Annotated in this window: 10 protein-coding genes; 7 read left to right on the top strand and 3 right to left on the bottom strand. The window is 72.4% G+C overall.

Annotated elements, in window-relative coordinates; genetic code table 11:
• Window positions 1-272: 272 nt before the first annotated feature.
• The 7 genes from VGD85_RS16225 (at window position 273) to VGD85_RS16195 (ending at window position 6015) form a co-directional block, all read left to right on the top strand.
• Complete coding sequence (locus VGD85_RS16225; RefSeq protein WP_331064473.1) at window positions 273-749, top strand: flagellar protein FlgN; 477 nt, start codon at window positions 273-275, stop codon at window positions 747-749.
• A gap of 1 nt (window position 750) precedes the next feature.
• Window positions 751-2151 (top strand): flagellar hook-associated protein FlgK, encoded by a 1401-nt coding sequence (gene flgK, locus VGD85_RS16220; RefSeq protein WP_331064472.1) that lies wholly within the window; start codon window positions 751-753, stop codon window positions 2149-2151.
• Complete coding sequence (gene flgL / locus VGD85_RS16215; RefSeq protein ID WP_331064471.1) at window positions 2151-3065, top strand: flagellar hook-associated protein FlgL; 915 nt, start codon at window positions 2151-2153, stop codon at window positions 3063-3065. Before flgK ends, flgL begins: the two co-directional genes overlap by 1 nt.
• A 23-nt stretch (window positions 3066-3088) precedes the next feature.
• Window positions 3089-3496 carry a flagellar assembly protein FliW gene (gene fliW, locus VGD85_RS16210; protein WP_331064470.1) on the top strand — a complete coding sequence of 136 codons (408 nt, stop codon included), beginning with the start codon at window positions 3089-3091 and terminating at the stop codon, window positions 3494-3496.
• A gap of 79 nt (window positions 3497-3575) precedes the next feature.
• Window positions 3576-3824: a carbon storage regulator CsrA gene (gene csrA, locus VGD85_RS16205; RefSeq protein ID WP_331064469.1), complete on the top strand. Its 249-nt coding sequence runs from the start codon at window positions 3576-3578 to the stop codon at window positions 3822-3824.
• Between the two features lie 101 nt (window positions 3825-3925).
• A complete protein-coding gene (locus VGD85_RS16200) occupies window positions 3926-5545 on the top strand; it encodes an MDR family MFS transporter (RefSeq protein ID WP_331064468.1) in 1620 nt (539 codons plus the stop codon).
• On the top strand, window positions 5542-6015 hold the full coding sequence (locus VGD85_RS16195) for a helix-turn-helix domain-containing protein (protein ID WP_331064467.1): 474 nt from the start codon (window positions 5542-5544) through the stop codon (window positions 6013-6015). The genes VGD85_RS16200 and VGD85_RS16195 overlap by 4 nt, the downstream gene beginning before the upstream one ends.
• Window positions 6016-6028: 13 nt before the next feature.
• Here the strand turns inward: VGD85_RS16195 and VGD85_RS16190 are convergent, their stop codons facing one another.
• The 3 genes from VGD85_RS16190 to VGD85_RS16180 form a co-directional block, all read right to left on the bottom strand.
• Window positions 6029-7603 carry a glycoside hydrolase family 13 protein gene (locus VGD85_RS16190; RefSeq protein WP_331064466.1) on the bottom strand — a complete coding sequence of 525 codons (1575 nt, stop codon included), beginning with the start codon at window positions 7601-7603 and terminating at the stop codon, window positions 6029-6031.
• A gap of 54 nt (window positions 7604-7657) precedes the next feature.
• Window positions 7658-8380: a hypothetical protein gene (locus VGD85_RS16185; protein WP_331064465.1), complete on the bottom strand. Its 723-nt coding sequence runs from the start codon at window positions 8378-8380 to the stop codon at window positions 7658-7660.
• A 31-nt stretch (window positions 8381-8411) separates the two neighbouring features.
• Window positions 8412-8755, bottom strand: a 344-nt coding sequence (locus VGD85_RS16180) for a hypothetical protein (RefSeq protein ID WP_331064464.1), incomplete at its 5' end; no start/stop codon positions are given.

Raw genomic sequence — 8755 nt, 5'->3', positions numbered from 1 at the left:
ACGATCAACGCCTCGGCATCCGGCGTCCCCCTGTGTGCGCTCACATGACAGAGTGTGCGATCCCGCCCAGATAGTTTCCCGGTGACAAAGGTCCCGAAATATACCCGGATTTGGTCATCGCGCGTCCGGTGACACGCCTGGCGCTCGCCGTTGCGGGCCGGAGTCCTCCGGCCCGCAACGGGGCAGCAAGTGGCGAGAATCCCTCAGCATGCGGCCGCCGTGTCCGATGGGAATGGTCGGACGGACAACCGACCTGACGAAGGAGCGGCATCGTGGAGAAGCTGACGTGGGTCCTCTGGCGGGAGCGTGAGCTCCTGGAGGGCCTGCTGTTCCGGCTCGAGACGGAGGCGCTGGTGATGTCCAGCGGGCGTACCCGCTGGCTGCCGGCCGCGGCTCGCGACGTCGAGGAGGCCGCACAGCAGGTCCGCGAGATCGAGCTGCTGCGCGCCGTGGCCGCCGACGAGGCCGCGGCCGGCGTGGGCCTGGAGCCGAACCCGAGCCTGCGGGCCCTGGTCGCCGCCGCGGACGAGCCGTGGGCATCGATCCTGGCCGAGCACCGCGAGGCGTTCTCGACGCTCAGCGACGAGATCGTCCGCGCCGCGAGCGTCAACCGCGGGCTGATCTCGGCCGGCCTGCGCGCCGCGCACGAGACCCTGCTCGACCTGGACGGCGGCGCCAAGACCTACACGGCCGCCGGATCCGTCACGGTCGGGGCCGGTGCGCCGACGTTCGTCGACCGGAGCCTGTGACGTGGCCGGGACCTTCGCCTCGATCAACAGCGCCCTCACCGCGATGCGCTACCAGCAGGTGGCGCTCGACGTCGCGAGCACCAACGTCGCCAACGTCAGCACCGACGGCTACGTGCGCCGCCGGGTGGTCGGCCAGACCCTGGGCGCCGCCAGCGCCCCCGCGGTCTGGTCGCGCTCGACCGAGACCAGCAGCGGCGTGCAGGCCACCCGCGTCGACCGGATGACGGACCTGCTGCTCGACAGCCGGGTGCGCCGCGAGCACGGTCGCCAGTCCTACCTCGACTCGATGGCGGCCGCGCTGTCCCGGGTCGAGACCGGCCTCGCCGAGCCCGGCTCGTCCGGTGTCGCCGCGGCCCTCGCGGACTTCCGCTCCACGCTCGCCGACCTCGGCAACGCCCCGGGCAGCGACGCCGCGCGCAGCCAGGCGCTCTCGGCCGCGGCGACCGTGGTCGACGCGATCAACCTGCAGTCGGCCCACCTCAGCGACGAGGCCTCCGACCAGCGGTCGCACCTGCTCACCTCCGTGGTCGAGATCAACTCGGTGGCCTCGGAGCTGGCCTCGACCAACCGCACGATCGCCGCCGCTCTCGGCGGCGGGTCCGACACCACCACGCTGATGGACGAGCGCGACGCGCTCGCGCTCCGGCTCGCCGAGCTCACCGGCGCGAAGGCGAGCGTCCAGGGCGACGGCAGCATGTACGTCGAGCTCAACGGGCAGCCCCTCGTGTCCGGCTACAACGCGGCCCGGCTCACCGTGACCGGTGGCGTGGCCGCCGACGGGTCGGCCACGGGCGGCCCCGTCACCTTCGCGCTCGACCCCGACACGACCGGCGCCACGACGGCGCTGACCGGGACGTTCGGAGGCGACCTGGGGGCGACCGTCGACGTGCTCGACAACGCCCTGCCGTCGTACATCGCCGGCCTCACGTCGGTGGCCCGCGATCTCGCCGACCACGTCAACGCCCAGCACGCCCTCGGCTTCGACGCGAGCGGTGCGCCCGGCGGCAAGCTGTTCGACTACGACCCGGCCGACGTGCTCGGCACCTTGAAGGTCGCGATCACGGACGGCTCCAAGCTCGCGGTCTCCGCCATCGCCGGCGGCGGCCGGGACGGCAACAACGCCACGGCCCTGGCCACGGCGGTCGACGTCGACGACCAGTACCAGCGGCTCGTGAACGGTTTCGGCAGCTCGGTGGCCTCTGCGCGGCAGCTGGCCAAGAACCAACAGGCACTCACCGACCAGGTCGACTCCGCTCGGGAGCAGATGGCCGGCGTCAGCCTCGATGAGGAGACGGTGAACATGATCACGGCCCAACGCGCCTACGAGGCGGCCGCCCGGGTGATGACGACCCTGGACTCGGTGCTCGACACGCTGATCAACCGGACCGGGCTGGTGCGCTGATGGGCACCGTGCGGATGACCCAGGGCATGATGACCCGGCAGGCCCAGACCGGCCTGCAGTCGGGGCTCAACCGCCTGGCGAAGGTCCAGGAGCAGCTCAGCACCGGCCGGGTGATCAACCGCCCCTCCGACGACCCCACCGGCGCCACGTCGGCGATGCGCATCCGCGCGTCGGTCGCGAACCAGAAGCAGTACGTCCGCAACGCCAACGACGGGCTGGGCTGGCTCAACCAGGCCGACTCGACGCTCTCGAGCGTGACCGACCAGGTGCGGCGTGCCTACGAGGTCGCCCTCCAGGGCGCCAACTCCGGCAGCCTGGGCCCCCAGGCCCGCGAGGCGCTCGCGACCGAGATCGACCAGATCCGCTCCGGCCTGGTGTCGACCGCGAACTCGGCGTACCTGAACCGTCCGGTCTTCGGCGGGGTGACCCAGGGCGACATCGCGTACGCCGCCGACCCCGTGACCGGCGTCGTGACCTACCAGCCGGCACCGGTGGCGTCCGCCGGCGTGCTGCGCGCGGTCTCCGACCGTGCCACGGTGCGGGTGGACATCGAGGGCCCGGCGGTCTTCGGGGCCGACGGCGACTCCGTGTTCGACCACCTCGCCGCGCTCTCCACCGCGTTGCGGGCCAACGACGGCACCGGGATCAACACCGCGATCGCGGCTCTGGACACCGACCGCGAGCGCGTCACCTACGCGCAGGCCGACATCGGGGCCCGCACCAAGCGGGTCGAGCAGGCCCGCGACGCCGCGAGCGACGCCGAGCTGCGGCTCACCTCCTCGCTCTCCGAGGTCGAGAACACCGACCTGGTCAAGGCGAGCGTCGACCTGCAGCTGCAGGAGGTCGCCTACCAGGCGGCACTGTCGGCGACCTCGCGGGTGATCCAGCCCAGCCTGTTGGACTTCCTCCGATGACCGCGGGTGTCATGATGGCCGAGATGTCTGCCGACGAGACCGACCTGCCCGTGATCGAGCTGGTGCGCCCGATGCCCGGCTTCCAGGACCTGCGGCGCTTCGCGCTGGTCCGCCTCGACGATGCCGGGGACCTGTGCCGGCTGACGTCGGTGGAGGAGCCCGAGCTCAGCTTCCTGGTCGTGCCCCCGGGGCGGTTCTTCCCCGACTACGCGCCCGCCGTGGACGACGCGGTCCTCGAGGAGCTCGAGATCCGCTCGGCCGAGGACGTGCTCCTCCTGGTCGTGCTCAACGCCGGCGGCTCGCTGGCCTCGACGACCGCGAACCTCGCCGCCCCGGTCCTGGTGAACACCGCCAGCCGCCGCGGGGGCCAGATCGTGCTCGACGACCTGGACCTGCCGCTCGCCGCGCCGCTCCTCCCGACCGCCTCCTGACCGCCGCCTCGCGCGATCGATCGTCTCTGACCGGCCGGGGCGGGGCACGTCGGGAGCCCGCGGCGGGTACCGTGACCGCATGCTGGTTCTGAGTCGCCGTGCCGGGGAGAGCGTCGTGCTCGGCGAGGACGTCGTCGTGACGATCCTCGAGGTCCGCGGCGACGTCGTCCGCGTCGGCATCGACGCACCCCGCTCGGTGAAGGTCCACCGCGCCGAGCTGCTGGCCCAGCTCGAGGAGACCAACCGCCAGGCCGCCTCGCCGAGCGAGGACGTCATCGCCAGCCTGGCCCGCGCCCTCGACGGCGGCTCCGAGCCCGACCCCTCCTGACCGCTCCCGGACCACCCGGCGAGCACAACGCGGAATTGGTCGACCATTTCGGGAATATAGTTGCCTGAGACAACCTTCTAGCTCCCGTGAATCGAGCCTCCGTGTCCCAGGTCCCACCCGCCCCGTCCTCCGTCGAGGAGTCCGGGCAGATGTCGCACCGCGAGATCCTCGAGGCCCTCAGCGGCCTGCTGCTCGCGATGTTCGTCGCGATGCTGTCGAGCACCGTCGTGAGCAACGCCCTGCCGCGCATCGTCAGCGACCTCGAGGGCAGCCAGACCGGCTACACGTGGGTCGTGGTCTCGACGATGCTCGCGATGACCGTGACCACGCCGATCTGGGGCAAGCTCTCCGACCTGTTCAGCAAGAAGCTGCTCGTGCAGCTGGCGCTCGTGATCTACATCGTCGGCTCGTTGGTCGCGGCGTTCGCGCCGAGCATGGAGGTCCTCATCGGGGCCCGGGTCGTGCAGGGTCTCGGAGTCGGCGGCCTGACCGCTCTCGTGCAGGTCGTGATCGCCACGATGATCTCCCCGCGCGAGCGGGGTCGTTACTCGGGCTACCTCGGAGCGGTGTTCGCGATCGCGACCGTGAGTGGCCCGCTGATCGGCGGCGTGATCGTGGACTCCACGTTCGGCTGGCGCGGTTGCTTCTTCGTGGGGCTGCCGTTCGCCGTCGCCGCGTTCTTCCTGCTGCAGAAGACCCTGCACCTCCCGGTGGTCAAGCGTCCGGTCCACATCGACTACCTCGGCGCCACCCTCATCGTCGGCGGCGTCTCGACCCTGCTGATCTGGGTGAGCCTGGGCGGCAACCAGTTCGCCTGGGGATCCATGACGACCGCCGTGCTCGTCGCCAGCGGCGTGCTGCTGATCGCGGCGTCGGTGTACGTCGAGGCCAAGGTCGCGACCGAGCCGGTCATCCCGCTGCGCCTGTTCCGCGACCGGACGATCTCGCTGGCGACCATCGCCTCGGTGATGATCGGCGTCGCGATGTTCGGCTCCACCGTCTATCTCAGCCAGTACTTCCAGACCGCCCGCGGGATGAGCCCCACCGAGGCCGGCCTGATGTCGATCGCGATGGTCGGCGGCCTGTTCCTCTCCAGCATCGTCAGCGGGAAGATCATCAGCGACACCGGTCGCTGGAAGCGGTGGCTGGTCGGCGGCATGGTGCTGGTCGTGATCGGGCTCGCGCTCCTCGGCACGATCGACGAGTCCACCAGCCTGGTCGTGGTCGGCGCGTTCATGGCGATCCTCGGGGTCGGCCTCGGCGCCACGATGCAGAACCTCGTGCTCTCGGTGCAGAACAACGTCTCGCTCGCCGACATGGGCGCCGCCAGCTCGGTGGTCGCCTTCTTCCGCTCGATGGGCGGCTCGATCGGCGTCTCCGCGCTCGGAGCGCTGCTCAGCCACCAGGTCGCCCAACAGGTCACCGAGGGGTACGTCGCCGCGCAGCGGCAGCCGTCGTTCTCGGCCGGCAGCCACTCGGTGCCCGATGTCGCCGCGCTGCCCGGCTGGGAGCAGGGCATCTGGGAGCACGCCTTCGGCGCCTCGTTCGGCCACATCTTCTCGGTCGGCACGCCGTTCGCGCTCGTGGCCCTTGCGTGCGTGGTGCTGATCCGCGAGGTGCCGCTGCGCACCTCCAACCTCGACGCCGTGGCCGAGACCTCGCCCGAGGTCGCCGCGGAGCTCCACGACGCGATCGTGAGGAAGGAGCGGGCGGCACGATGACCGAGGCCTCTCCTCGCACCGACCGGCTCCGCGGCCTGGAGCAGGAGGTCGGGGTGATGGTCCGCCGGATCCGGCGGGTCATCCGACTGCGCGCGCAGGCTGTCCATCCCGAGCTGCCGAGCTCGTCGTACCTCATGCTGTCCTGGCTGATCACCCACGGTGCGCAGCGCTCCTCGGCGATGGCCGAGGCGTTCGGCATCGACAAGGGCGCGATCAGCCGCCAGCTGCAGCACCTCGTCGAGCTCGACCTGGTCGACCGCAGTCCCGACCCCGACGACGGGCGCGCGACGCTGATCTCGGCGTCCGCGGCCGCGGCCGACCGGATGGCCGCGGTCGCGGACGAGCGGCGCCGGTGGCTCGACGCCCGGCTCGGCGACTGGTCCGAGGCCGACCTCGACACGTTCGTCGAGCTGCTGCGCCGCTACAACCACGCGTTGGAGGAGCACCCGCCCGAGCGGGCGCTCCACTGAGCGCGTCGGAGGATCAGCCGACCCAGACCGCGGTGTCGGGCGGTAGCGTGTCGCCGACCGGGCCGCTGGCCATCAGCACCGTGCCCTCGGGCAGCGCGGCGGGCTGGGTGCCGCAGTTGAGCGCGACGGTGACCGGTCCGCGGCGGAAGCACACGACGTCGGGCCCCGCGTCGACGAGCTCGACGCGCTCGCCTGCCGTCTCGGAGAACGTACGCCGGGCAGCCAGCGCCGCCCGGTAGAACGCGAGCGTCGACCCGGGGTCGCCCGCCTGTGCCTCGACGGTGAGCCGCGACCACGCGGCCGGCTGGGGGAGCCACGGCTGGCCGGCGCCCGGCCCGAACCCGAACGGCGGCTCGGTGCCGCTCCACGGCATCGGCACCCGGCACCCGTCGCGACCGGGCTTGCCGGTGCGGAACCAGGACGGGTCCTGACGGAACTCGGGCTCGACCTCGACCTGCTCGAGGCCCAGCTCCTCACCCTGGTAGAGGTAGGCCGAGCCGGGCAGGCCGAGCATCGTCAGCGTGGCCGCCCGGGCGCGAGCCAGCCCGCGCGGACCGCCGCCGTAGCGGCTCGGGTGCCGGTCGACGTCGTGGTTGGAGAGCACCCAGGTCGGCGAGGCGCCGACGTGGTCGACGGCCTCGAACGTGCCGGTGATCACCCGGGTGAACGCCCGCGCCGACCAGGGCGCCAGCAGCCAGGCGAAGTTGAACGCCTGGCTGAACTCGTCGGGCCGGATGTAGCGCGCCATCGACTCGGGGCTCTGGGTCCAGGCCTCGGCGACCATCATCCGGTCGCCGTCGTACTTCTCGAGCACCTCGTGCCAGCGGCGGTAGACCTCGTGCACCTCGGGCTGGTCCCACATCGGCTCGTCGACCTCGGTGCGCTCGACCATCGACTCGCCCGCGGAGGCGCCGCTGACCGGCACCTCGCCCGCGGGGCGGACCTGGTCGCGCAGGCTCTCCTCCTTGAACAGCCCGTGCGCGACGTCGACCCGGAAGCCGTCGACGCCACGGTCCAGCCAGAAGCGCAGCACGTCGACGAACATGTCGCCGACCTCGGGGTTGCGCCAGTTGAGGTCGGGCTGGGAGGTGTCGAAGAGGTGGAGGTACCACTGCCCGTCCGGGACCTGCGTCCAGGCGGGGCCGCCGAACACCGACCGCCAGTTGTTGGGCGGCCCGTCGGGGCTGTCGCGGAAGACGTAGCGGTCGCGCTCGGGGCTGCCGGGCCCGGCGGCGAGCGCCGCCTGGAACCACTCGTGCTCGTTGGAGGTGTGGTTGGGCACGAGGTCGACGATCACCTTCAGGCCCAGGTCGTGCGCGCGCTCGATCATCGCGTCCGCGTCGGCGAGCGTGCCGAACAGCGGGTCGATGTCGCAGTAGTCGGCGACGTCGTAGCCGTGGTCGTGCTGCGGGGAGGTGTAGAAGGGGTTGAGCCAGATCGCGTCCACGCCGAGGTCGCGCACGTGCTCGAGGCGCGCGGTGATCCCGGGCAGGTCGCCGACGCCGTCGCCGTCGCCGTCCGCGAAGCTGCGCACGTAGATCTGGTACGTCACGGCGTGCCGCCACCACTCCTGGCCCGAGCCCCGCATTTGATCGTTCAAATCCATGTCGGGCATCTTAGTGGACCGAGTCGTTCGGCCGGGTCACAAGTCGGTGGTGCTCACCGCGACCCAGATGTGCTGGGCGCGGGCGACCACCCGCCCGTCGGCGTCGTACAGGGTCGAGGCGGTGAAGGTCTTGCGACCCTCGGTGCCGCGGGCCAGGCCGATCACGACGTGCTCCTCGCCGATCCGCGGCGCGGCGTCGACCCAGGCCGTCATCCGGGCCAGCACCATCAGGCGCTCCTCGAGGTCCCCGGCCCATCCGCCCACGCAGTCCAGGGCGGCCCAGGTGACCGGGCCGGTGGCGTGACCGTCCTCGCCGACCGAGGGGTGCGGTGTCCACGTCGCCGCGACGCGGGCGGCGCCGTCCTGGTCGGCGACCCGGCCGGGGAAGATCCGCAGCCCGTCGCCCTCGGCGCGGCCGACCCCGCAGCCGAAGCAGGTGGGGAACGGGTGGAAGACCAGACCGGCGTACGCCGCCTCCGCGGCGCGCGCCTCGTCCGGGGAGACCGGGTCGGCGAGCGGCGGCTCGCTGTCGGCGGGGCCGGCCAGCGCGACCGGCTCGCCGTCCAGCGAGGCGACGAGGGTGCCGTCGACGCTGGTGACGGGCATGGGGACGTCCAGCGCGGGGGGCCGGCGCAGCGACACCGTGACGCCGGCGGGCGGTTCGAGTCCGGTCAGCGTCGCCAGGGCACCCGCGGTCCAGCCGCCGTTGCCCGAGGACGCCGGGCCGCGGAAGCGGCTCGGCACGAGCAGGTGCGCCATCGACGACCTCCTGGAAGCGGATCGAAAGGCCTCACGCTGGCACGTGGCGGCGCTCAGGTCCACCCCGCCCGACCCGGTGGGCGGCGAGGGCACTGAGCACGAGCACGATCAGGAGCAGCGTGACGTTGTGGCCGTACTTCTCCGCGGTGTCGACGTCGCCGATCGGCGTGGTGAGGAACGCGGACGCGCCCGCGGCGCCCAGTGCGCCCCCGGCCAGCGCCAGCACGTGCGGCTGACCCCAGTCGCCACGACGGGAGAGCGCGGCGACGGCCGCGATCGCCGCGACGGCCAGGGCGGCCACCAGCCCGGTGCCGGCGCGGGTGGGCGGGATCATGGTCCAGCCGAGCATCGCGAGCCCGGACGCCACCGCGACCG

Source organism: Nocardioides sp. (genome assembly GCF_036401255.1).
GTDB lineage: Bacteria > Actinomycetota > Actinomycetes > Propionibacteriales > Nocardioidaceae > Nocardioides.
This window is presented reverse-complemented; position numbering and strand designations above follow the sequence as displayed.